General features: G+C 62.9%; 25 protein-coding genes, 1 tRNA gene and 1 pseudogene. 16 read left to right on the top strand and 11 right to left on the bottom strand.

Annotated elements, in window-relative coordinates; genetic code table 11:
- Nucleotides 1–6: 6 nt before the first annotated feature.
- Complete coding sequence (locus ACLKMW_RS13145; protein WP_415724906.1) at nt 7–768, top strand: alpha/beta fold hydrolase; 762 nt, start codon at nt 7–9, stop codon at nt 766–768.
- A gap of 64 nt (nt 769–832) precedes the next feature.
- On the top strand, nt 833–1429 hold the full coding sequence (locus ACLKMW_RS13140; RefSeq protein WP_415724905.1) for a hypothetical protein: 597 nt from the start codon (nt 833–835) through the stop codon (nt 1427–1429).
- A 12-nt stretch (nt 1430–1441) separates the two neighbouring features.
- On the opposite strand, the gene ACLKMW_RS13135 is transcribed toward ACLKMW_RS13140, so the two are convergent.
- Nucleotides 1442–2350: a metallophosphoesterase family protein gene (locus tag ACLKMW_RS13135; protein ID WP_415724904.1), complete on the bottom strand. Its 909-nt coding sequence runs from the start codon at nt 2348–2350 to the stop codon at nt 1442–1444.
- Nucleotides 2351–2403: 53 nt separating this feature from the next.
- Between ACLKMW_RS13135 and ACLKMW_RS13130 the strand changes: the two genes are divergently transcribed.
- Complete coding sequence (locus ACLKMW_RS13130; protein WP_415724903.1) at nt 2404–2907, top strand: NUDIX domain-containing protein; 504 nt, start codon at nt 2404–2406, stop codon at nt 2905–2907.
- On the opposite strand, the gene ACLKMW_RS13125 is transcribed toward ACLKMW_RS13130, so the two are convergent.
- Entirely contained in the window at nt 2908–3897 is a 990-nt protein-coding gene (locus ACLKMW_RS13125; protein ID WP_415724902.1) for a glutathione S-transferase family protein, read from the bottom strand.
- A 263-nt stretch (nt 3898–4160) separates the two neighbouring features.
- Between ACLKMW_RS13125 and ACLKMW_RS13120 the strand changes: the two genes are divergently transcribed.
- The 4 genes and pseudogenes from ACLKMW_RS13120 (at nt 4161) to ACLKMW_RS13105 (ending at nt 7452) form a co-directional block, all read left to right on the top strand.
- Complete coding sequence (locus ACLKMW_RS13120; RefSeq protein WP_415724901.1) at nt 4161–4661, top strand: GNAT family N-acetyltransferase; 501 nt, start codon at nt 4161–4163, stop codon at nt 4659–4661.
- A 63-nt stretch (nt 4662–4724) separates the two neighbouring features.
- The gene (locus ACLKMW_RS13115; protein WP_415724900.1) at nt 4725–5486 is read left to right on the top strand and encodes a 3-hydroxyacyl-CoA dehydrogenase; all 762 of its coding nucleotides are present in this window, start codon (nt 4725–4727) and stop codon (nt 5484–5486) included.
- A 10-nt stretch (nt 5487–5496) separates the two neighbouring features.
- Nucleotides 5497–6662, top strand: a pseudogene (locus tag ACLKMW_RS13110) (CaiB/BaiF CoA transferase family protein).
- Between the two features lie 34 nt (nt 6663–6696).
- Nucleotides 6697–7452, top strand: coding sequence for a HugZ family pyridoxamine 5'-phosphate oxidase (locus ACLKMW_RS13105; RefSeq protein ID WP_415724899.1), 756 nt, complete (start codon nt 6697–6699; stop codon nt 7450–7452).
- On the opposite strand, the gene ACLKMW_RS13100 is transcribed toward ACLKMW_RS13105, so the two are convergent.
- A complete protein-coding gene (locus ACLKMW_RS13100; RefSeq protein WP_415724898.1) occupies nt 7449–7829 on the bottom strand; it encodes a YkvA family protein in 381 nt (126 codons plus the stop codon). The two genes, ACLKMW_RS13105 and ACLKMW_RS13100, sit on opposite strands and share 4 nt — an antisense overlap.
- Nucleotides 7830–8110: 281 nt before the next feature.
- Here ACLKMW_RS13100 and ACLKMW_RS13095 point away from each other — a divergent pair, with 281 nt between their 5' ends.
- Nucleotides 8111–8425, top strand: a complete 315-nt coding sequence (locus ACLKMW_RS13095) for an ArsR/SmtB family transcription factor (RefSeq protein WP_415724897.1) — start codon at nt 8111–8113, stop codon at nt 8423–8425.
- 16 nt (nt 8426–8441) lie between these two features.
- Nucleotides 8442–9239 (top strand): TrmH family RNA methyltransferase, encoded by a 798-nt coding sequence (locus ACLKMW_RS13090; protein ID WP_415724896.1) that lies wholly within the window; start codon nt 8442–8444, stop codon nt 9237–9239.
- A gap of 13 nt (nt 9240–9252) precedes the next feature.
- Here the strand turns inward: ACLKMW_RS13090 and ACLKMW_RS13085 are convergent, their stop codons facing one another.
- Together ACLKMW_RS13085 and ACLKMW_RS13080 are read right to left on the bottom strand one after the other, a co-directional pair.
- Nucleotides 9253–10407, bottom strand: a complete 1155-nt coding sequence (locus ACLKMW_RS13085) for a coiled-coil domain-containing protein (protein ID WP_415724895.1) — start codon at nt 10405–10407, stop codon at nt 9253–9255.
- Between the two features lie 136 nt (nt 10408–10543).
- Nucleotides 10544–11077: a DUF1134 domain-containing protein gene (locus tag ACLKMW_RS13080; RefSeq protein WP_415724937.1), complete on the bottom strand. Its 534-nt coding sequence runs from the start codon at nt 11075–11077 to the stop codon at nt 10544–10546.
- Between the two features lie 365 nt (nt 11078–11442).
- On the opposite strand from ACLKMW_RS13080, the gene chpT reads away from it, so the two are divergent.
- On the top strand, nt 11443–12111 hold the full coding sequence (gene chpT, locus ACLKMW_RS13075) for a histidine phosphotransferase ChpT (protein ID WP_415724894.1): 669 nt from the start codon (nt 11443–11445) through the stop codon (nt 12109–12111).
- A 211-nt stretch (nt 12112–12322) separates the two neighbouring features.
- Entirely contained in the window at nt 12323–12688 is a 366-nt protein-coding gene (locus ACLKMW_RS13070; RefSeq protein ID WP_415724893.1) for a response regulator, read from the top strand.
- Nucleotides 12689–12819: 131 nt separating this feature from the next.
- Here the strand turns inward: ACLKMW_RS13070 and ctrA are convergent, their stop codons facing one another.
- Nucleotides 12820–13515, bottom strand: a complete 696-nt coding sequence (ctrA, locus tag ACLKMW_RS13065) for a response regulator transcription factor CtrA (protein WP_415724892.1) — start codon at nt 13513–13515, stop codon at nt 12820–12822.
- A 445-nt stretch (nt 13516–13960) separates the two neighbouring features.
- Here ctrA and ACLKMW_RS13060 point away from each other — a divergent pair, with 445 nt between their 5' ends.
- Nucleotides 13961–14338, top strand: a complete 378-nt coding sequence (locus ACLKMW_RS13060; protein WP_415724891.1) for a flagellar export protein FliJ — start codon at nt 13961–13963, stop codon at nt 14336–14338.
- A gap of 51 nt (nt 14339–14389) precedes the next feature.
- On the opposite strand, the gene ACLKMW_RS13055 is transcribed toward ACLKMW_RS13060, so the two are convergent.
- Entirely contained in the window at nt 14390–15106 is a 717-nt protein-coding gene (locus ACLKMW_RS13055; RefSeq protein ID WP_415724890.1) for a type 1 glutamine amidotransferase, read from the bottom strand.
- Between the two features lie 81 nt (nt 15107–15187).
- Entirely contained in the window at nt 15188–15463 is a 276-nt protein-coding gene (gene sciP, locus ACLKMW_RS13050) for a CtrA inhibitor SciP (protein WP_019173843.1), read from the bottom strand.
- A 246-nt stretch (nt 15464–15709) separates the two neighbouring features.
- On the opposite strand from sciP, the gene mnmA reads away from it, so the two are divergent.
- A complete protein-coding gene (gene mnmA, locus ACLKMW_RS13045) occupies nt 15710–16900 on the top strand; it encodes a tRNA 2-thiouridine(34) synthase MnmA (protein ID WP_415724889.1) in 1191 nt (396 codons plus the stop codon).
- A 156-nt stretch (nt 16901–17056) separates the two neighbouring features.
- Here mnmA and ACLKMW_RS13040 read toward each other — a convergent pair whose 3' ends face one another.
- Nucleotides 17057–18010, bottom strand: a complete 954-nt coding sequence (locus ACLKMW_RS13040; protein WP_415724888.1) for a Gfo/Idh/MocA family protein — start codon at nt 18008–18010, stop codon at nt 17057–17059.
- 218 nt (nt 18011–18228) lie between these two features.
- Between ACLKMW_RS13040 and ACLKMW_RS13035 the strand changes: the two genes are divergently transcribed.
- The 3 genes from ACLKMW_RS13035 to ACLKMW_RS13025 all read left to right on the top strand — a co-directional run bounded on the left by ACLKMW_RS13035 (nt 18229) and on the right by ACLKMW_RS13025 (nt 20128).
- Nucleotides 18229–18305: transfer RNA gene (locus ACLKMW_RS13035), tRNA-Met, on the top strand.
- Between the two features lie 372 nt (nt 18306–18677).
- Entirely contained in the window at nt 18678–19391 is a 714-nt protein-coding gene (locus ACLKMW_RS13030; protein ID WP_415724887.1) for a helix-turn-helix transcriptional regulator, read from the top strand.
- Nucleotides 19388–20128, top strand: a complete 741-nt coding sequence (locus tag ACLKMW_RS13025; protein ID WP_415724886.1) for a response regulator transcription factor — start codon at nt 19388–19390, stop codon at nt 20126–20128. The genes ACLKMW_RS13030 and ACLKMW_RS13025 overlap by 4 nt, the downstream gene beginning before the upstream one ends.
- A gap of 23 nt (nt 20129–20151) precedes the next feature.
- On the opposite strand, the gene ACLKMW_RS13020 is transcribed toward ACLKMW_RS13025, so the two are convergent.
- Together ACLKMW_RS13020 and flhB are read right to left on the bottom strand one after the other, a co-directional pair.
- Complete coding sequence (locus ACLKMW_RS13020) at nt 20152–20589, bottom strand: hypothetical protein (protein ID WP_415724885.1); 438 nt, start codon at nt 20587–20589, stop codon at nt 20152–20154.
- The gene (gene flhB / locus ACLKMW_RS13015; protein WP_415724884.1) at nt 20586–21668 is read right to left on the bottom strand and encodes a flagellar biosynthesis protein FlhB; all 1083 of its coding nucleotides are present in this window, start codon (nt 21666–21668) and stop codon (nt 20586–20588) included. Before flhB ends, ACLKMW_RS13020 begins: the two co-directional genes overlap by 4 nt.
- Nucleotides 21669–21692 lie beyond the last annotated feature (24 nt).

The raw sequence follows: 21692 nt of genomic DNA, 5'->3' as shown, positions 1-21692 counted from the left end.
CCACACATGACACATACGCTCTTCGCACAGGAAAATGGTGATGGCTCCGAGACGATCGTCCTGCTGCATGGTTTCGGCTCGTTTCATGGCATGTGGGATCGGATTGCGACGGCACTTTCGCCGGATTTCCGCACGCTGGCCTATGATCTGCCGGGCCACGCCGGCTCGCTCGATTGGCCGCAGGCGGGGCCTGCGAAGGTGGCGATCCGCGCCATACTCGCCGACCTCGAGGCGCGGCAGATCGGCAGGGCCCATTTGGTCGGCCACTCCATGGGCGGCGCCTTTGCCGCGCTTGCCGCAATTTCCCGGCCGGAGCTTGCCGCCTCGCTGACGCTGCTTGCGCCGGGTGGCATCGGCGAGCAGATCAACGGTCCTCTGCTGCGCCGTTATGCGGCCGCGCGCTCGAAGGCGGAAATCCGCTCGTGCCTCACGCAGATGTCGGGTCCACATGCAGTCGTGCCGGACAATCTCGTTCAGGCTCTCGAACGGATGCGGGCGCAGCCGGGCCAGACCGGGAAGCTGGTCGAGATCGCCGCCGCGATGACCAAGGGGGATCGCCAGGGCGTAATCGCGCGCGAGATGCTGGCGGCGCTGCCGATGCCGGTCTGCGTTGCCTGGGGGACCGAAGATGCCATGCTGCCCTTCTCGCAAACCGCCCATATGCCCGTAGGCTTTGCGCTGTGGCCGCTGCCCGGCGCCGGCCACATGTTGGTGGAGGAAACGCCGGATCATGTCGTCGAGATCATCCGCCAGACCGTCTCGAAATGATGCATTGGCCCGATGGCTGTGTTAATGCTTTCTTAACGTTGCGTTGAGGCTGGAGTATCTTCCCATGAGCGATGCCGGGGAAAACGTGATGCCTATCGAGACGCCGCGCCGCCTTGCCGAGGCAGTGCGCGACGTCAAGAATGCCGCAGCCGATCGCGAGGATGTCGTGGTGGAATTGCGCGAGGCAAGCCGCACGCGGCTGGACCTGCTCGCAGCAGAACTGGCGCCGGTGTTCGAGGATGTTCCGGCCGAGATCGACATTTTCGACTTCGCGATCTCCTCAGGACTCCAGCCACGACTCTGGATCGACGCGGTCAGCCATGTCAGCCTCGGCCGCGACCGCCGCACCTATCGCTTCCTCAAGGACACGCGTCTCGGCCGCGTGGTGCTGGTCGAATCGAGCAGCATCAAGCCCGTCGCCGACCAGGTGACCCGCTACATCGCCGAGCGGATCGTCGAGCGCGAGCGCCTGCTGGAAGGTGGCATCGCCCATGCCTTCGGCCACGGCGAGACGGCCGAGCCGCCCAGGCAAAGCCGCGGCGGCGGGTGGAAGGCGTTCTTTTCCGGGCTTTTACTGGTGCTTGCCGGCGCGCTGGCCGGACTTGCCGTCACCATGCTCCTTTTGCGCGACCGGCTGGATTCGCTGAACCTGGGATTCTAGCAAAATCGGCATTCAGCGCGCCGACGCAAGCTCCATCGCCATGATTTCGGCCGGCGGCAGCGCAGCCCCGGTGAGCCCGCGACGGCTGAGGCGGATGCCCCACGCGTCGGGCTCTCCATCGATTTCGATGAGGTTGTACTGTGCCGCCGGCTTGCGGCCGCCCGCCGCCTGTCCCGCCGCAGCGACGCCGACCACGGGCACGGATTTTCCGCGCGCGCCGATCCAATGCAGCGACGGCAGATGCGAATGGCCATGCAGGATGAGTTCGGCGCCATGCCGGTTCATGGTCCTCTGAAAACGGGAGATGCCGAACAGGCGCTTATGCTGCGCGACGGCATTGCGCACCGGCGGGTGGTGGATCATCACCACGCGAAAAAGGCCACGCGCCTGCGCATCGTCCAGCATGTGGCCGAGCCGGCGCGCCTGGGCATCGCGGAAGAAGCCGTTGGCCATGAACGGCGCGGTCGCCCGGGCGGTCGACACGCCGATCAACGCCACCTGCCCGCGCACGCGCATATAGGGAAAGCCATGGCGATCGGACGGCGCGTTCTGGCCATCGCCGGTCATCCAGGCGCCCCAGGCGCGGCAGATCTTGTCGAAGGCGCCCGGCACATAGGCATCATGGTTTCCCGGCACCACGGAGACATCCTCCGGGCTGCCCAACGTTTCAAGCCATAGCCGCGCCAGCTCGATCTCCCCGTCCAGAGCCAGGTTGACCAGATCGCCCGTCACCGCCAGATGGTCGGCGCCCGCGGCCTGGAGATCGGCAACGATTGACCCGATCACTCCCTCATGAAGAAAGCGTTTGCGGTTGCGCTGCCAGTTGACGTAGCCCACCATGCGCTTCGAGGCGAGATCGCGGTAGCTTACGGCCGGCAGAGGTCCCAGATGGACATCGGAAATATGGGCGAGCCTGAACATATGCTCTTTGTAGAATACGCCATCGCCGCTTTCCAGCCGCCTATAGGCCGGCGATGACAGGCGATGATGATGATCAGGAGCGGTTTCGGCAGCGCGGGTGGCCGGCGCTGCGCGGACGGCTGTTTCACACCTATTTCCTGCTGCGCAGGCCGATGACGCTCGGCGTGCGCGGTCTGGTGCATGACAGAAGCTCGAATTCGGTCTTCCTGATCCGCCACACTTATGTGCCGGGCTGGCAGTTGCCGGGCGGCGGCGTCGAGGCGGGTGAGATCATGACCGAATCGCTGGCGCGCGAATTCGTCGAGGAAGGAAACATCGAATTCACCGCGCCGCCGGTCTTGAGATCGTTCCACCTCAACCGGCAGGCGAGCCGTCGCGACCATGTCGCCTTTTTCCTGATCGAGGCGTTCCGCCAGACCGCGCCGAAGCTGCCGGATCGCGAAATCGCCGAAGCCGGCTTCTTTCGGCTCGACGCCCTGCCTGAGGCGACGACGCCGGCGACGCTGCGGCGCATCGCCGAGGTTTTCGACGGAGTGGCGGCGTCGCCTTACTGGTGATCAGTCAGATTTGCCGAACCGATCACGGTCATGCGGTGCATTGAGGTCGATCTCCGGTCCCACCGGAACAATGCCGGTCGGATTGATGGTCGCATGGCTGCCGTAATAATGCGACTTGATGTGCAGCATGTCGACCGTGCCGGCGACGCCCGGAACCTGATAGAGCTCGCGCAGGTAGTTCGACAGATTCGGATAGTCGGCGATGCGCCTGAGATTGCATTTGAAGTGGCCGACATAGACCGGATCGAAGCGCACCAGCGTCGTGAACAGCCTCCAGTCGGCTTCAGTCAGTTGGCCGCCGACCAGATAGCGCTGCCGTGACAGCCGGTCTTCCAGCCGGTCGAGGGCGGAGAAGAGTTCGTTGAACGCTTCCTCATAAGCGTGCTGCTTGGTGGCGAAGCCCGCCCGATAGACCCCGTTGTTGATCGCCGGATAGACGAACTCGTTGATCTCGTCGATCTCGCCGCGCAGCGCCTCCGGGTAGAAATCAAGCGAGGCGTCGCCCCACTCGTTGAAGGCCGAATTCAGCATGCGAATGATTTCGGAGGATTCATTGGAAACGATCGTCTGTTCCTTCTTGTCCCAGAGCACCGGCACGGTGACCCGGCCCGAATAGCCCGGGTCGGCCTTGGTGTAGATCTGGTGGAGAAAGTCGAAGCCATAGAGCGGATCGCCGGTCGCACCGTCATCGGTCCGGAACGTCCAGCCGTTTTCGCCCATGTAATGGTGCACGACCGATACGGTGATGAGGTCCTCGAGCTTCTTCAACACGCGAAAGATCAGCGTGCGGTGCGCCCATGGGCAGGCGAGCGAGACATAGAGGTGATAGCGACCGGGCTCGGCCTTGAAGCCTCGCGTTCTGTCGAGCGCGGGAGTGCCGTCGGGCGTGATCCAGTCGCGAAACTGCGACCGCGAACGCACGAAGCGGCCGTCCGTGTTCATGGTGTCGTACCATTGGTCGACCCATTTTCCGTCTACCAGCAATCCCATGACAAACTCCTGTGTTGTCTGCAATGTAGGGCCAAAGGCGGTTGAGGGGAAACACTTGCGGCATGAACAGTGCGTCACCGACACTTGCGCGGACGCAAATGCCCGATGGACGCCACCGGAAAATGATGCTAGCCGGTCGTCCATGGTGGATTTTGCACATATCCGGTTCGACCGACGACGAATGAGCGCTCGCGCCTGAGCAGGCGCATGACGCTGGCTGTCACGCGCAGCCGACATTCCTTGCCGTACCGGATGCAAAGACCATGAGCCTTGCCGTAATCTATCAGCCGGAATCGCCGGCGCATGATCCCGAAATCGACGCGATCAACGAAGAGGCTTTCGGGCCGGGCCGCTTTACGCGCGCGGCCTACAAGATCCGCGAAGGCGGACCGCACGAGCGCGATCTGTCCTTCGTCGCCATGCATGACGGTACGGTGATCGCCTCGGTGCGAATGACGCGCATCGTCGCCGGCAGGGGCCGCGCGCTGCTGCTTGGACCGCTTGCGGTCCGGCCCGCTTTCAAGAATATCGGCATTGGCCGCCGGCTGGTGGCGATAGCGCTGGAGGCAGCCCGCAACGCTGGCGAGCCCTGCGTCGTGCTGGTCGGCGATGAACCCTATTACGGGCCACTCGGCTTCAAGCGCATTGCACGCGGCCAGATTACGATGCCGCGCCCGGTCGATCCCGACCGGCTGCTGGCCGTCGAGATTCTGTCCGGCGCGGTTGCCGCGCTGACCGGCGAGATACGCCACGCCGACGCCTGACATGGTTGCGCGCCGGCGCAAGCCTCCCTACGCTGATCGGGAACTCGAAAGGGGAGTCTCGGTATGAAACTCGAAGGACAGGTTGCGATCGTCACCGGCGGCGGTTCGGGACTGGGTGAAGCCACGGCGCGGGCGCTCGCCGCGCGCGGCGTCAAGGTCGGCGTGCTCGACATCGGAGCGGACCGCGCCCGACAGGTCGCGGCCGAGATCGGCGGCCATGCCGAGACGTGCGACGTAAGCAGCGCCGAAAGCGCCGAAAGCGCCATCGCCGCCGTTGCCAAGACGCTCGGCGAACCGCGCATCCTGGTCAATTGCGCCGGCATCGCCATAGGCGTGAAGACCGTCGGCAAGGACGGCCCTCATCCGCTCGACGCCTATCGACGGGTGATAGAAGTCAACCTGATCGGCAGCTTCAACATGATCCGGCTCGTCGCCGAGCGCATCGGCAAGCTCGATGCGCTCGAAGGCGGCGAACGCGGCGTCATCGTCAACACCGCCTCGGTAGCAGCCTATGACGGGCAGATCGGACAGGCGGCCTATTCCTCCTCGAAAGCCGGCATCGTCGGCATGACGCTGCCCGTCGCGCGCGATCTGGCGCGCTCGGGCATCCGGGTGATGACGATCGCGCCCGGCATCTTCCGCACGCCGATGATGGCGGGCATGCCGCAGGAAGTACAGGATTCGCTTGGCGCCGCGGTGCCGTTCCCCTCGCGCCTCGGCGAGCCGGCCGAATATGCGGCCCTTGCCCTGCACATAATCGAAAACCAGATGTTGAACGGCGAAACCATTCGCCTCGACGGCGCAATCCGCATGGCGCCGAAATAACGGCCGGCAGATGAAGGAGCCGCCCGCCACGCCGAAACCGGGACCTCTTGCCGGCCTGACGGTTGTGGAGATGGCCGGGCTCGGCCCGGTGCCGCTTGCGAGCCTCATGCTGGCGGAAATGGGCGCCGATGTCATTCGCATCGAACGGATGCACAGCGAGCGGGCCTTCCTCGACAACATCGCCCCCGAGCACGATCTCGACCGGCACGGCCGCTGCGTGCTGCGCATCGATCTGAAGCGGCCGGAAGGAGTGGCCTTCGCCTTGCGGCTGATCGACAGGGCCGACGTGCTGGTGGAGGGCTTTCGGCCGGGCGTAATGGAAAGGCTGGGGCTCGGACCGGAAACGGCGATGGCGCGCAATCCCGGGCTGATCTATGGCCGCATGACCGGTTTCGGCCAGCACGGGCCGCTCAGCGAACGCGCCGGCCATGACGTCACCTATCTCGCCTATTCCGGGGTTCTCCACGCCATCGGATCAAAGGGCGCCAAGCCGTTGCCGCCGCTCAATCTCGTCGCCGACTATGGCGGCGGCACGATGTTTCTGATCGCCGGGGTGCTGGCGGCACTGTTCGAGCGTTCGCGCTCCGGAAAAGTCAGGTCATCGACGCTGCCATGACCGATGGTGCGGCCATGCTTGCGGCGCCCTACCATGCCTGGATGGCCGCCGGGCACTGGGTGGACCGTCGCGGCGAAAACCTGCTCGATTCCGGCACCCCCTTCTACGACACCTATGAGACGGCGGATGGAAAGCACATCGTCGTCGCCTGCCTCGAGCCGCAATTTTTCGCCGAATTCGCCCGCCTGCTGCCCCTCGACCCAAGCTTCGTGACGGCGCAATATGACCGCAGCCGATGGGAAGAGATGCGCGCCGCAATCGCAAAGCGCGTCGCCGAAAAGAGCCGCGACGAATGGGCAGCGCACTTCGAGGCGACGGATGCCTGCGTGGCGCCGGTGCTGTCGCTGATCGAGGCGCGCGACCATCCGCACAACCGCGCAAGGCGGACATTTACACAAGCAGGCGGGTTGCGGCGCCCCTCTCCCGCGCCGCGCTTTTCGCGCACGCCCTCGGCCCTTGCGGAAAGTGGCACGCTTGACCCGGCCACAGCGCTCCGACGATACGGGTTTTCTGCCGCCGAGGTGGAGGCTCTTGCAAAGTCGGGAATAGTCGGGCGATAAGTAGATCAGTCTTATCAGGATTTGTGAGGCCGCGTTGGAGAAGAAGAAGGACGTCATCCGGGAAACCGACGCCGGCGCGATCCGGCTTGGCAAGACGCTGCTGCGGGAAGCGCGCTATGGCGCGCTCGGCGTGCTCGATCCCGAAACCGGCGCGCCGGCAGTCAGCCGCGCCGGGGTGGCCACCGACGTCGACGGCACGCCGCTGATCCTGATATCGCTGCTTGCCGCGCATACGCGCGCGCTGCTGGCCGATCCGCGCTGCTCGCTGCTGCTTGGCGAGCCCGGCAAGGGCGATGCGCTCGCCCATCCGCGCATCACGCTGGCCTGCAAGGCGGTGAAGCTGGAACGCGGAACAGCCGAACAAGCGCGCGCCGAACGGCGTTACCTCAACCGAAATGCCAAGGCGAAACTCTATGTCGGGCTCGGCGACTTTTCCTTCTTCCGCCTGGAAATCCAGAACGCGAGCCTGAATGGCGGCTTCGGAAAGGCCTATCTGCTGACCCGCTCCGACCTGCTGACGACAGGCCCGGCAGTCGAGGCTTTGGCTGAAAGCGAGCAATCGGCGCTGGACCACATGAATGCCGAGCATCTCGACGCGGTCGAAGTCTATGCCCACCACTTTGCCAAAGCGAGCGGCAAGGGCTGGTCGCTTACCGGCATCGACGCCGACGGCATCGATATCGTCTGCGGCGACGAGGTACGGCGCATCTTCTTCGACACGCCGCTGGCAGATGCGGGCGCGCTGCGCAAGGTGCTGGTGGAAATGGCGAAGACAGGGCGCGGCGGCTAAACGCCTGGCCGGAAGACCCATATGATCCAGGCCGCGAGAACCAGCCAGATCGCGACGATCGCCGCCAGGCCGAGATAGCTTTTCGGGCGCCCGGCGCGACGCAGTGCCTGCTCCCGGCATTCCCGCATCAGCGGTGCCGGGATCAGCTTCACCGCGAGGAGAATGCCAAGCGGCACGATGACGGCGTCGTCCAGATAGCCGAGCACCGGGATGAAGTCCGGTATCAAGTCAACAGGGCTGAGCGCATAGGCGGCGACCGCACCGGCAGCCAGCTTCGCATACCAGGGCACGCGAGGGTCGCGGGCAGCGATCCACAGGGCCACCACATCGCGCCGGATGTTTCGAGCCCAATTCATGAGTGCGGAAATTGCCTTCATTGCATTCTTTGCCTGAACCCGCGGCGGAGCCTGCCTTCGTTCCGATTCAAACCACTTTTGCGCGCAAAATCGCGACGAGGAGGACGTCGCGCGCCTCAGGCAGCATGGTAACACATTGAATACATGTGGCATTCCTCTCGAAAAATCGATTTTGATTCCACAGCTAATGCGCTAGAGTGCCGTGGTTTGAGCGATGATGGCTTGCATCGCGATCGTGCCTGAATCTACCAACGTTATTTGCCCCCATAACGTTCGGAGAACGAATAGCCAGTGGGGTATTGATGATTTCCCGACCCGTTTTGAAGAATGCCAATGAGGCGGCGACATTGCTGACGCTGCTCGGCAACGAGAAGCGCCTCGCTATCCTGAGTCTCCTGCTCGACGACGAAATGTCGGTGGGCGCGATCGCCGAAAAGGTCGAATTGAGCCAATCGGCGCTTTCGCAGCATCTGGCGAAATTGCGCAATGTCGAATTGGTCGAAACGCGCCGCGACCGCCAGATGATCTACTATTCATGCAATTCCGACGCCGTGCGCCAATTGATGGGCACGCTCGACGGGATTTTCGTCGCTCCGTTGAGTTCGAGCGCGACTTGATCCAAACAGGGCCGCCATGGACCCTGTTTACATCGAAGATCCGGCCGACCCGCGCGTCGCCGCTTATTTGAACATCCGCGAACGCGACCTCGCCGGAAGGCAGGGGCGCTTCGTCGCCGAGGGCAAGGTCGTCCTCAACGTGCTGTTCGGGGCCCGGCGCTTCGAAGCCGAATCGGTGCTGCTGCTCGAAAACCGGGTAGCCGGCATGAAGGACACGCTGCGGCATGCCCCGCCGGACCTGCCCGTCTATGTCGCCTCATCCGCCGTGCTCGACCAGATCGCCGGCTTCCACATGCATCGCGGCGTGCTGGCGATTGGCCGCAAACGGGCGCCCGAAACCGCTGAAGACGTCATCCGCTCCCTGCCCGGGCAGGCGCTGGTCGTGGTGCTTGTCGGCATTTCCAATCACGACAATATGGGCGCGATCTTTCGCAACGCGGCCGCTTTCGGCGCCGATGCGGTGCTGCTCGACGAAACCTGCTGCGACCCGCTTTACCGCAAGGCGATCCGGGTTTCGGTCGGAGCAGCGCTCAAGGTTCCGTTCGCGGCCGCAGGCCCGGCAAGCGATCTGGTCGAATTGCTCGCGGCGCGGGGCTTCGAGCAGATCGCGCTATCGCCGCAAGGCGCGGTCGACTGTCGGGACATGAAACGTCCCGAACGGCTGGCGCTCTATTTCGGCACAGAGGGCGAAGGCCTGCCGGAAATCCTGATGGATCGGCTGAAAACGGTGCGGATTGCCATGACCGGCGGCTTCGATAGCTTGAATGTGGCAGCGGCTTCGGCAATTGCGCTGCATCATTTCTCGAAACTTTAACCTGCGCCCGATCTCAGCCGACCGACACCACCTTGCGCAACGCCCTGATGCGGTCTGCGAGGCTTGGTCCCGCCTGATTGTCCGCGTTGTCGCCCTTGTCCTCGTCCAAGGCCTTGAGAGCGGGCGAATCCGGCCCCTCCACCAGCGATATCAGGTGGACCACTTCGGCGGCGAGATCACTCATCTGCTCGCGCAGCCGCGCATCTTCATCATGCGACGCGGAAGCAGCCGCGCCTTGCGCCCTCAGCCGTTCGTTCTCTTCCGCCAACGTGGACAGGCGCGTCTCCAGCCGATCCCTATCCGCCGACAGGCTGGCCAGCGCCCGCCCGATCTCGGTGTCGCTCATCACCGGCGGCGCCAGTTCTTCCCCCATACCGGACAAGGTCGCTCCATCCTGAGTATCCATTCCCGCACTGCCGCGAGACCGCGCCAACTCGCGGCCCAGCCGCTCCAGCCTCTCGTCGCGATCGGCGACAGTGCCGATCAGGCCTTCGATCTTGTCGATCAGTTCGCGGACCCTTGCCTTTTCGGCGGTGAGTTCATCGCGCGCGGCCTTGGCCTCTATCGCCGCCGCCTGGCCGCGGGCCTCGGCCTCCTTGCGCTGCGTCCTGAGCTGCAGCACTTCGCTGGTCAACTTATCGACGTCGCTTTCGCGCGCCACCAGTTCGATCTGGCGGCTGCTGGAGAGGTATGCCGTCTCTTCGTAGAGCCGGCCAAGCCTCTCAAGCTCGTTGGCACCGGCTTCGTTTTTCTCGGTGAGTTCGGCAAGCTTGTCCAGGAGAGGCTGCACCTCGGTCTGGTTTTTGCGAAAATCCGCGCCGAGTGCGCCAAGCCGGGTTTCCAGTGACAGGATCGTCCGCGCCTGCTCGTCGCGCTCGAGGCTCAGCGCCTTGATCTCCTGACGGGCGCGATTGAACTCGACCGACTGCTCGTTGAGCTTGCGACGCACGGCATCGCCGCTCATTTCGAGCCGTCGGATCGACATGGCGTATTCGGCGCGCAGCGCGTCCTTCTCGGCCTGGAACTCATTCGGCGTCAACGCCATGGAGCGCTCGATGCGCTTGCGCGTCAGCCTGACGGCGCGTCGCCACGCGGCAGGCGCCACAAGCACCGCGATAAAGCCGGCGCACAGGAATCCGAGAACGAAAAACAGGATGGATTGGATCACGCTGCTCTATCCGCCGCAAGCGACCGCGCCTGCGTTTCGAGCGCTTCTGTGCCACAGCCGCGCTGCCGGGGCAACGTGTCGCAACAGGCCGCCGGCCGCGTCACCTCCACCGGCGCAGGAACTGCCGGACTTGGGTTCAGAACGGATTCCAGGTCGGCTGCTGGGTGAGCTTCAGATAGCCGATATTGATGCCGAGCCTGGCGCCGACCCCCGTCTTGACCGGAACCAGAAGCATGTTGCCGGCCTTGAGCACGTTGAAGCCGACGCCGGCGATCACATAGGCCTGGCCGGCGGCGCCGCCGAAACGGGTGTAGAGGCTGGAAACGTCGTCGAGATTGTAGACCAGCATCATGCTGCGCGAGCCCTGCCCGCCGAAATCCCAGCCAAGCGAGGGTCCCTGCCAGTAAACACGGTGGTCGCCGGCATTTTTCGTGTAGAGCGTGCCTTCGCCATAGGTGAGCCCGCCGATCAGCGCGCCCGATCCCTCCTCGCCGAGGATGTAGCCGTTGGGCAGGCCGTAGGAGGCGAATATCTTCTCGATGGCGCTTGCAAGTCCGCCCGAAGTCGCGCCGAAGAAGCGGTGGCCGGAATCGATGATTTCCTGAGCTGAATACTCCTGTGCCCGCAAGGCCGATGATGAAAATGCCAGCATGCTTGACACTGCGAGCATAACTGCGATCAGCCGGAAAAACTGCCGGTCGAATAGTCGGGAATACATGCTTCCAATCTCCGTTCGGGAGCCAATTCGCCGACGCCTCTGCCCGTCGCCACTCTTGTCGGTCGCTTTGGGGTGATTCACGCGCAAACTATGCCGTAATCCTTTTTCAACCATTAAGCTTCCACATGAAGATGGCCGTTCAAGGGCTGCAACGGTTCTCGCGAGAGGCCAGAGGTGCGGCCCGGTCGGCTAAGACGGCAATGGCGGCTTTTTCGCCTTGCCGGGCGTTGTATAGTCACGCCGCGAAGTGGTGGTGATTCGTCCGGCCTGGGCGCTTGCGATCGGCATCGATTTTCTGGATTTGAGGACGTTCCTACATGGCTGAACTTTTTACCTTGTCCGCTCCCGATCTCGCAGCGCTTCTGTGCAGCCGTGTCTGCCACGACATCATTTCGCCGGTCGGCGCCATCAACAACGGACTGGAACTGCTGGACGAGGGCGGCGCCGATGAAGACGCCATGAACCTCATTCGCGCCAGTGCCACCAATGCCTCGGCGCGCCTGCAATTTGCCCGCATCGCGTTCGGCGCAGCCGGTTCCGCCGGCATGATGATCGACACCGGCGACGCCGAAGCCGTAGCCACCGCCTTCCTCAAGAACGAGAAGCCGGAACTCGTCTGGAGCGGCGGGCGCGCCCTGCTGCCCAAGAACAAGGTCAAGCTGCTGCTCAACCTCATCCTGGTGGCGAATGCTGCCATTCCGCGCGGCGGCAAGCTCGTCGTCACGCTCGAAAACGTCGAAACCGATCCCAAATTCACGATAGCGGCAAGCGGGCCCATGCTGCGCGTGCCGCCGAAGTTTCTTGAGTTGCACTCCGGCCACAAGCCCGAAGACGCCATCGACGCCCACGCCGTTCAGCCTTACTACACGCTGCTGCTGGCTCGCGAGGCGGGAATGTCGATATCGATCCATGCCACCTCCGAAGAAATCCTGTTCACGGCGAGCCGGATGGCTACTGAAGGTGGCGACGAAACGCCCCGCGCGTGAGTGGCAATAGGGTGTGCCTGGCAAGCCCCGATACACACACTTCGTAAGCATGTACTTACGGAGCCTATCTCTTATTTTTGAGTACTCGGCACCGCGCTTTTACGGAACCTTTACCCAACCGCTTTCCCGCTTCTTTACGGAGTTGCACTAGGGTCCCGCCCAAATCGACCCGTCCCTTCGGCGCATTCGGGGGAAGCAAGGAAAGCGGGATATGAAGCGTTGCATGTTCATCGATGATTCGAGCGTTGTCCGGAAAGTCGCCAAACGCATTTTGAATGGCCCGGACCTGCTGGTCATCGAGGCGGCGAGCGGCTCTGACGCCATCGACATGTGCGCTACGGACATGCCCGACATCATCGTCGTCGATGCATCGCTGCCGGACATGGCGAGCACCGATGTGATTCGCCGCATCCGCGCCATTCCGGCTCTGATCAAGCCGACCATAGCCATATGCCTGTATGAGGTGGACGTCGGCGCCATCATGCGCGCCAAGCGGGCCGGGGCTCAGGACTATATTCTGAAACCGTTCAACCGGCCGCAGCTTCTTTCCCGGTTTCGTAGCCTGCAGGCGGCGTGAGCATAAGCCGCCGATTTCGTTTTGCGGGAGGCACTGCCTGGACCGCTAAACGCGAAAAACCCGGCAAAAAACCGGGTTTTCAAAGAGTTGGACGTTTGAGTGCAGCGCGCCCCAAGGGGCGCGTTAGCGAATCAGGCGCTTTCGCGAATGTCTTCCGGCTCGCGCAGCACATAGCCGCGACCCCAGACGGTCTCGATATAGCTCTGGCTGCCGGATGCGGCGTCGAGCTTCTTGCGCAGCTTGCAGATGAAAACGTCGATGATCTTCAATTCCGGCTCGTCCATGCCGCCATAGAGGTGGTTGAGGAACATTTCCTTGGTGAGCGTGGTGCCCTTGCGCAGCGAAAGCAGCTCCAGCATCTGGTATTCCTTGCCGGTCAGATGCACGCGCTGGCCGCCGACTTCCACGGTCTTGGCGTCGAGATTGACGACGAGGTCGCCGGTGGTGATGACCGATTGGGCGTGCCCTTTCGAGCGGCGCACGATGGCGTGGATGCGCGCCACCAGCTCGTCCTTGTGGAAAGGCTTGGTCATGTAGTCGTCGGCGCCGAAGCCCAGGCCGCGCACCTTGTCCTCGATGCCGGCCATGCCCGACAGGATGAGGATCGGCGTCTTGACCTTCGACAGGCGCAGCGTCCGCAACACTTCATAGCCCGACATGTCGGGCAGGTTGAGGTCGAGGAGAATGATGTCGTAGTCGTAGAGCTTGCCGAGATCGACACCCTCTTCGCCGAGGTCGGTCGTATAAACGTTGAAGCTCTCGGATTTGAGCATCAATTCGATGCTTTGTGCGGTCGCACTATCGTCTTCAATCAGCAGAACACGCATTTCAGTCCCCTTTTCTGCCGCCGAACCGTCTCAAAACCACCCGGTACCGGAGCAGCGATTGCCTTGGCCGCAGGCTGACATCGAATGGTTAACAAAATCTAATTTCGCTTCGCAAGCCATACCAGATTTTTTAACCTTCCGCCACACCTTCTTGAATCTAATGGCGAATCCAAAAGCCTATTTCTTAATGCAGCACATTAAACCCAGTCACTAAACGATTCATTCGACTCCGCATGCGGTCGTTAGGCTTCGAACCCAAATCTTTACCGCCCCTTAAGTCCTGCCCCGTATGATTAACAATGCCCGTAAACGAATGGTTACCAGCGGGCGGAATTTTAGGAATTTGTTTCCGAATGGGGATCCGGCCGCATCGGTCGGGTGGTTGGCCGGAGGGGCCTAGAGTGGCGTTTGAGTGGAGTGAACGCGTGCACGGGAGTATCGACCAATGAAATCACGTGAGAACCTCGTGAGGCTGAAGCAGTTCCAGGTCAATGAAAAGCGCCGCCAGCTGCTGCAACTCGACATGATGATTGCCGAATTCGACCGGATGGCGGGGGAGCTGGAACTGCAGATCAACGCTGAGGAGAAGAAGGCCGGCATCACCGACATCAACCATTTCGCCTATCCGACCTTCGCCAAGGCGGCACGCCTGCGCCGCGACAACCTGAAGAACTCGCAAGCCGACCTCCTGCAGCAGAAGGCGGCTGCCGAATCATTACTGGCCGAAGCTGAAGCGGAGCTTTCCAAGGCGGAATTGCTGGAATCGCGCGACGGCAAGCGAAGCGAGCCGGAAACGCCCAATCGTAATGTCATGATCGGCTGACGCGATCAGCAATCGCCACCGCTGCTTAACCGATACTGCGGGGCAGCGCTGCTATCGCCCGATCGACGCCATGAAATTCGCGTTGATCCGCTGCGCCGCCTGGCCGAAAGCCGCAAGGCGGGATGCGACAGCCGAGGAGAGCCCTGCGGCTTCCTCGATGCCGAGAGCCTTCTCCAGACTGGCCTTGTATTCGGGAATGCGCTCCCAGTCACCGACGGTCCGGTCGGTGATCTCCATGTGGTATTGGAAGCCGTAAGCGCGGTTTCCCCATCGCATTGCCTGGATCGGACAGGCGGCATTTGCGGCGAGCACATGGGCGTGGTCCGGCAGCACTGAAACCTCGGCGCCATGCCATTGCAGGGTTTCAAGTGTCGGCTCCAGGCCGTTGAAGAGCGGATCGCCGCGTCCCGAGGCGGTGAGTTCCACCTTGGCCAGCCCCACCTCCGGCCGCGCCATCAGCGAGACCTTCCCGCCAAGAGCATCGGCAAGCAGCTGGTGCCCAAGGCAGATGCCGAGATAGGGCCGTTCAAGCTCCCTCACCCAGCGCCTGATCGCCGCCTTTTCCGGCACGAGCCACGGATGAATGTCCTCCTGCCAGACATCCATCGGACCGCCCATGACTGTGAGCAGGTCGAAGTCCTCCAGCGCGGGAATGGGCTCGCCCTCGTCGAGCTCGACGATCTTCATCTGATGCCCGGCTTCGCGCCAGAAGTCGGCGAAGACGCCGGCATGCTCCACCGCAAGATGCTGGAATATCAATATGCGCATCGCCCCCCTCCCGTCACATGCCGTGGAAGATTGCTTAGCGCATGCACCCGAAAATCGGAAAGAATTTTCCGGAGGACGCGATCAGTGGCGATATTGCTGGATACGTGTGGTGCGCAGACCCGCCAGACCGTATTCGTCTATGGATGCCTGCCAGGAGAGGAATTCCTCTGTTGTCAGCTTATAGCGCTGGCATGCCTCGTCGAGGCTGAGAAGGCCGCCGCGGACCGCGGCCACGACTTCCGCTTTGCGCCGGATAACCCAGCGACGCGTATTTGACGGCGGAAGGTCTGCAATCGTGAGCGGACTGCCGTCGGGACCAATAACATATTTGACACGTGGTCTAACCAGATCGGTCATAAGTACTCTCTACACAAAACTCAGAGACCCAATCGCGATCACACTACCGTCACAGCTTTAAAAATTGCCTAAACCGATGGTAAGCCTTGCGTAATCATCGTAAACCCGTTGTTAACCAACCTTACCGCCCGGCGCGGCCGCGAAATGCCGCAGCCGAAATGGATGGTGTGGCGCTTCGCCGCCACTTCACCTATATTCGGGCGATCAAGATGAAGCGCGCGAATAGCTTGAAACGGACCACCCTCCATGAACAGCCTGGATCTGCCCGGTCGGCCTGAGGATACGCGTGTCGTGGTGGCGATGTCAGGCGGGGTCGACTCGTCCGTCGTCGCCGGCATCCTCAAGCGCGAAGGCTACGATGTCATCGGGGTAACGCTGCAGCTTTACGATCATGGCGCGGCAACCCACCGCGCCGGCTCATGTTGCGCCGGTCAGGACATTGACGACGCCCGCCGTGTTTCCGAGACGCTCGGCATCCCGCATTACGTGCTGAACTACGAGGAGCGGTTCCGCAAGGCGGTGATCGACCCCTTTGCCGAAAGCTACGTTTCGGGCGAGACGCCCATTCCCTGCGTTTCCTGCAACCAGACGGTGAAGTTCGCCGATCTGCTGGAGACGGCGCGCGACCTCAACGCCGATGCGCTGGCAACCGGCCACTATATCCGCAGCCGGCCCAACGGTGCGCACAGGGCCCTTTACCGGCCGGTCGACGCCGATCGCGACCAGAGCTATTTCCTGTTCGCCACCACGCAGGAGCAGATCGACTATCTGCGCTTTCCGCTCGGTGGCCTGCCCAAGCCGGAGGTCCGCGCCATCGCCGAGGAGTTGGGGCTGAGCGTCGCAACCAAGCATGACAGCCAGGACATCTGCTTCGTGCCGAACGGCAAATATTCCGACATCATCGCCAAGCTGAAGCCGATGGCGGCGACGCCCGGCGACATCGTGCATATCGATGGGCGGGTGCTCGGCCGTCATGAGGGCATATTGCGCTATACGATCGGCCAGCGCCGCGGCATCGGCATCGCTTCCGGCGAGCCGCTCTATGTCGTCCATCTCGACGCCGAGCATGCGCGCGTCATCGTCGGCCCGCGCGAGGCGCTTGAGACCCACAAGCTCTACCTGCGCAACGTCAATTGGCTGGGTGACGCCCCGCTTAGCGATATCGCCGCGGAGGGCGTCGAGCTTTTCGCCAAGGTGCGTTCGACCCGGCCGCCGCGCCCGGCCATGCTCCATGTCCATGAGGGTGTGGTCACGGTGGAACTCGGCGACGGCGAGTCCGGCATCGCGCCGGGCCAGGCCTGCGTTCTCTATGCCGACAACGGCAATGAAGCGCGGGTGCTGGGCGGCGGCTTCATCGAACGCTCCGAGCGTGGCGCCGAGGCCGAAGCCATGCTGACGAAGCTGGCCGCGATGCCCTCGCACATCGCGGCGGAGTAGTCGGGGGCGCTAAAGTCTCTGGGTCAGCCAGTTCTTCGAATTTCGCACTGTTCCTCGCTCTTACCGGCGCGCCCGAACGGGAAGAGGGTATCGCCGCTTCTTCTCCCCGTTCACGAGGAGAAGGTGAGGCTTCGAGCCGAGGATTACCCGAGCGCTCTAATAGTGCGTGACCGAGCCGGCGGTCAGTATGCGCAGCACCGTAACCGCCTCCTCGCCGTCGGTCAGCGGCGGCGTTCGGGTGCGGATGCAGTGCAGGAAATGCTCCAACTCACGCGTCAGCGGCATGCCTTCGCCGACGGGCACATAGGTCGGCTCGTTGGCGGTGAACGCCCAGTGGCCGCTGTCCTGCCAAACGGCGTGGCGATAGACGGCAAGCTTGCGCTCCCATGGCTCGACATCGTCGAACACCGCCATGGCGCGGGTGCCGACCACCGTCAGCCGCCGCTCGCGGTAGGGATTGAGGCGCGAGGTGAAGAGATGGCTGCGCAGTCCGTTAGCGAAGCGCATGTGGACATGGGCGAAATCGCTCAGATGGTCGAGGATCGCCGCGCCCTCGCCGCGCACTTCCACCGGCGCCGAGCCGGTGATCGCCAGGATCATCGACAGGTCGTGCGGGGCAAGGTCCCACAGCGCGTCGTTTTCGGTGTGGAACTTGCCGAGCCCGAGGCGATGCGAGTGGATGTATTTGACCTCGCCCAATTCACCGTCGTCTATCAACTGCTTCAGCTTCTCGAAGGCGGGATGGAAGCGCAGCACATGGCCGACCATGAAGATGCGGTTGTTGGCCTTGGCGGCGGCGACCGCCCGCTCGGCATCGGCGACCGTCAGCGCCACCGGTTTTTCGACCAGCACGTCCTTGCCGTGTTCCACCGCCTTGATGGCGGTCTCCGCGTGAAACTGCGGCGGCAGGGCCATGACGATGGCATCGATGTCCTTGCGCGCAAACAGCGCATCGGGCTCGATCGCCAGGCAATCCTGCTCGCTGGCAAAACCCTCGGCGCGCGCGCGATTGGCATCCGAAACCGCGTGAAGGACGCCCAGCGCCTTGAGGGTGCGGATGTGGTTCGAGCCCCAATACCCGCATCCCAGGACTGCAATACGCGATTTCATCAAATTTTGAACTCTAGAAGACCGTGGCCGAGACATAGCGGTGCGCCCGCCCGAACTCAACCCCCGGCGGGCCGGCCAATCTGCGGAATCGGCGCGCCAATGCGTCAATTCGTGAAGCTCGCACCTCGTTGCGCGCTTGACAGAGCGGCCATCGCCACCTTATATCCGCGCGTCCTCGGCGGACGCTTCGAAGGCACGGCCTCGAACCTTCGCCATGTGGCGGGATAGCTCAGTTGGTTAGAGCACGGGAATCATAATCCTGGGGTCGGTGGTTCGAGTCCACTTCCCGCTACCATCACTTTCTTCCGAAATTGATCTGCGTCTCCTGTGGCACGGTGTTTTTGTGCCTTCGGCACGGTGCTTGAGTCGCGCCGGAGTCACACAAGATTTCATTCTGTCAATTCCCGTTTGAAGTCGGATTCGTCGTCGGTTAGATTAGACCCGAATCAGCCGGTCCGTGGGGGGCACGGCAACCACCAAAGTCTGATGTTCCGGGTGCGCCCGGTGCAGGGCGCGGACGGTTTCGCGTTCCCCTTATGGATTCGTCCGATCGGGCGCGGCCACGCGCCGGTACTGCGTTATTCGTAACACGTGATGCGTTTGCGGTTCGACCGCTGGCCAGGCCAGGGGTTCGTGCCCACGGATCGATTCGGACTTTTTTTAGACAATGATCAGCGCCGCCGCCAACCATCAGGATTCCACGCCGCTCGCCGCCCGGCTGGCTTCGCGCGGCGATCTCACCGCATTCCTGATGGGCATCACGGCCGATATCGGCGCTCATGCCTATATGCTGATCGCCATTCTCCACGACCAGGACCGGAGCGAGGCGCGCATCGTCGCCTCCAACTGGATACACGACGCCATCCAGCTTGCCGGCCATGGGTTGATCGCGGCGCTCGCCCAGGATCCGCTGGCGACCGCGCCGGGCCATCTCCCGCAGCGGCTGCTCACCGCCGAAGCGCCGGCCCTCGGCGGCGGGATCGGCGGCGAAGAGGCGAAACTGCTCGATGTGCTTGGCCATTGTGAAATCTACTCGCTGAAACTCAATATCGGTCAACAGCGACTGTTCGTCCTGTTCTCCTCGGCGATCCCCGGAAGCATTGACGTCGACAGCCTTGCGCAGGCGCAAATCCGCTGCTGCTACGCGCTCTCGCAGGTGCCGGGCCTGCTGGCCGCCGCATCGATGGCCGATCCGCTTTCCGACCGCGAGCGGGAATGTCTGTTCTGGGTATCCGAGGGCAAGACGACCGACGACGTCGCCGTGATCCTTGGCGTCTCGGCCAACACCGTCAACAGCTACATCACCCATGCGATCCGCAAATTTTCCGCCAGCAATCGCGCCATGGCGGTGGCGACCGCGATCAGGAGTGGCATCATTTGACCCCGACAGCCGCACGGCAATTCGCCGATCCGCAATTCAGTTTCGACGCCACCACGCATGACGCGCCCACCGTTGCCGATCTGGTGCGCCGCTGCCGCTGGATCGCGGTCGATATCAACGCAACCTCGTTCGCGCTCTATTCGGTCGCGCCTTCGATGGAACGGCAGCGGCTGGTGGCATGCTTCGATTCCGAGCATCCGCGCGTGTCGCCGGCGACACGCTATCTGTCCGGCAGCATGGGCGAGGATTTGGTCCGTCATGCGAGGCTCTCGACGCTGCCTTGCTGGTGGATCGGCAATGAGGATGCCAATTCGCCGGCGGCACTCGTGCCGGAGGATTGGACGGTGGAAATTCCGGCTCCCGTTCCCGAAAGCACGGGCATCGCCTTTCCCGTCTATGGCGAACGCGGCCAGAGCGGACTGGTACTGTTTTTCGGCATCGACATCGCCCTTTTGGCCAGCCAGCTTCCCGAAATCCATGGGCGTTGTTTTTCGCTGTTTGCCGCCACCATGCGCAGCCGCTCGGCCGACGAAGGCAGGGCCCCGGTGATTTCAAGGCGCGAACGCGAATGCCTGAAGCTTACGGCGAACGGCCACACCAGCGAGGAAATCGCCAAGCTGCTCAAACTGTCGGTGCATACCGCCAACCAGTACCTCACCAACACAGTGCAGAAGCTGAACGCGGTCAACCGCATGCATGCCGTGGCCAAGGCCTTGCGCCTTGGACTGATCGAGTAGGCCGTTTCAGGCCAGGCTGGACCTCACCCGGCCTTGGCGAGCGGCGTGCGGCAGATCTTCGACCGTTGCAATGCGGCGCGCAGATATGCGGTGTTCACCTCCGGGTCCGGATGCGGCTTGTCGAAGGCGACATAGTTGACCTCGACGGCGGCATGGGCGGCCGTCAGCGTCAGCGCGAAATAGACGGTGGCGCCTTGCGGCCGCAATTCGAGGTCGAGCACGATGCAGGGCGGCTCGGCCCAATCGACGCGCGCCTCGCCGCCATTGCCGACGCGCAGCACCCGCGGCATGAAGTAGAGCTCGGCCGCGGATTCCACGAGGTCGGCTATGCAGGCGAAATGCTCAAGCCGGATGAAGGCGATATAGTCGGCTACGTCGACCAGGCGAAGTTCGCTGACCACCTCCTGGATGGCGTCGGCGACGATGATTTCCCGTGTCGATGCATGAGGCTGTCGGTTCATGAAACATCTTTGCGTTGTGCCTTGCCGGCGTAGACGATGCGGACCAGTTCCGCGACGGCCTGATAAAACTTAGCCGGTATCACGCTATCGACTGAAACTTGCTTGTACATGGAGCGGGCGAGCGCCACGTCCTCGAAGATCGGTATGTTGTGCTCAGCGGCGATCTCGCGGATCCTGAGCGCCACCAGATCCTGCCCCTTGGCCAGCACCAGCGGCGCTGAATCTTCGTCGCGCACATATTTGAGCGCGATCGAAAAATGCGTCGGATTGGCAATGACCAGCGTCGCACGCGGCACCGCCGTCATCATGCGCCGGCGCGCCCGGTCACGACCAAGCGAACGCAGGCGCGACTTGACGATCGGATCGCCTTCCGACTGCTTCAGCTCGTCCTTGACCTCCTGCCGCGTCATGCGGAGCTCCTGGCGCCAGTGGAAGCGCGACCACACAAGGTCGACCGCCGCAATCAGTCCCATGACAAAGACGATCGACAAAAGGATGTCGATGGCGATGTCGCGGATCACCAGGGCAAAGGCGGTCGGCTGCGTGATCATGCCAGCCAGCAGCCGGTTGTGAGCCTCGCTCAGCGTGAAGATTAGCACGACGGTGGCGAAGCCGATCTTGCCGAGCGATTTCAGGAACTCGGCCAAACCTTGCGCGCCGAACAGCCGGTTCCAGCCCTTGGTCAGCGATATCCGCGACGCCTGCGGGCGAATGCGCTCGCCAATGAATTGCGGCATGTTCTGCAGCACGGAAGCACCGATGCCGGCGACGACCAGAAGCACCATCATGGCGGCCAGGAACTTGGCGATCTCGAGGAACACGACCTGATAGAGCGTGATCACGTCGCGCTCGGTGGCGAGCGGCCAATCGTCCGGCTTTTCCAGGAAGATCGACAGGAACATGCCGGCCTGGCCGATGCTGTCCTGTGCAAAGAAGACCGCGAAGATGAGGATGGCGACGAAGGACGAGAGGATCGCCGCTTCCTTGGCGACCGGCAGCTTGCCCTTCTCGATCGTATCGCGGACCTTCTTTTCGGTCGCTTCCTCGGTTTTGCTTTCCTTGTCGGCGTTGTCGGACATGGCGCGAGCGACCGTTCAGGATCG

Origin of the sequence: Borborobacter xinjiangensis, from assembly GCF_047739745.1 — a bacterium.
GTDB lineage: Bacteria > Pseudomonadota > Alphaproteobacteria > Rhizobiales > Rhizobiaceae > Pseudaminobacter.
The sequence above is the reverse complement of the archived record's forward strand: the minus strand, read 5'-3'. Positions and strand labels throughout refer to the sequence as shown.